This is a genomic window from Psychrobacter sp. AOP7-A1-24, assembly GCF_052376235.1.
GTDB lineage: Bacteria > Pseudomonadota > Gammaproteobacteria > Pseudomonadales > Moraxellaceae > Psychrobacter.
The window spans coordinates 1-1,103 of the sequence record NZ_JBQSVM010000097.1 but is presented as its reverse complement, the minus strand read 5'-3'; the positions used below and the strand labels follow the sequence as shown (position 1 = coordinate 1,103).

Genomic DNA, 1,103 nt, shown 5'->3' with positions numbered 1-1,103 from the left:
CTAGGGCGTGTCATCAATTAGCCTATTTATCGATAATAACGATTATAGGTAATGACGACACGCTCTAGTGGTATCTCTTTTATATTAATCTAATTCTATCAATGACGATGGGGTTATTTGCTAAGCTGTTCTACCTTACGTGAGCCTTGTGGCTGAATAGGGCGGTTATTGCCTTCGTATAGATCAGACATAATCTTAAATTGATCGCTAGTCAAGGTTAGAGGTTGCTTACTGACATACCACTGGACTCTTTCTGAACAAGGCGGTGTCGTTAGCGAGCCGCTATAATGATAGAAAGTGGACATGATAGGGGCTAAGCTAGATAAATCAATATTACTAGCCGTATAGTCGTTATCGTTTTGGGTGGTCATCTCAGTCCCGTTTAGCAACACGCGCAGCATATCATTGGCTTCACCAATTTTTAGCATGACACCTACTACTGCAAGATTGCCTTCGCTATTGGCGTGAACAAAATGAACCTCGCCTGGATAGTTTTGACTGCCGAATTGATGTTCGCTTGGTGTATGGTAATGAAACTGCTTCAGTACATAGCGTTCATTGTCTAATATAATAGCGTTGTTTTCGGTCGTCGGTGTATAAACGACAGTATGACCATTGTCATGGATTTGAATGTCAGTAGATTTAGCATAATCCATAACTGGCTTTGCCGCACTACTGGCAGTCACTTTTGTGATATTGATAGGTGACTGCTGTTTGCCTGTTTTACAGGTACTAGCGCCCTCAACGTCACCCCAGTATTCAGCACCTGTACTACCTTCGTATGACCACTTAGGATGATGGGCGCTATGACTATCTTGCGATGCTACTACAGTCGCACTAGTGTCAGTCAGCTGTTCTTCTGAAGCTTGGTGGTGAGAGGTACAGGCAGAAAAACCGAGGGTGCTTACTGCTATGGTAGCAACCGCTAAGTAATGAGGGTTCATATTATAGTCCTTGATAAAGTTATAGTGTTATATTTCCCTAAAAATCAAACGAATACGGCGTAAACCTTGTACACCGTAATCCTATAAAGCTCACAATTGGTTTTTTATATCAGTCATATTATCTGTAGTCTAAATTTATTTAGTTAATTTTTTATAAAC

General features: G+C 40.9%; 1 protein-coding gene. It reads right to left on the bottom strand.

Features of this window, described 5'->3' with window-relative positions:
• Nucleotides 1–113: 113 nt before the first annotated feature.
• Nucleotides 114–944 carry a carbonic anhydrase gene (locus ACT3QQ_RS13855; RefSeq protein ID WP_201603293.1) on the bottom strand — a complete coding sequence of 277 codons (831 nt, stop codon included), beginning with the start codon at nucleotides 942–944 and terminating at the stop codon, nucleotides 114–116.
• Between the last annotated feature and the right edge of the window lie 159 nt (nucleotides 945–1,103).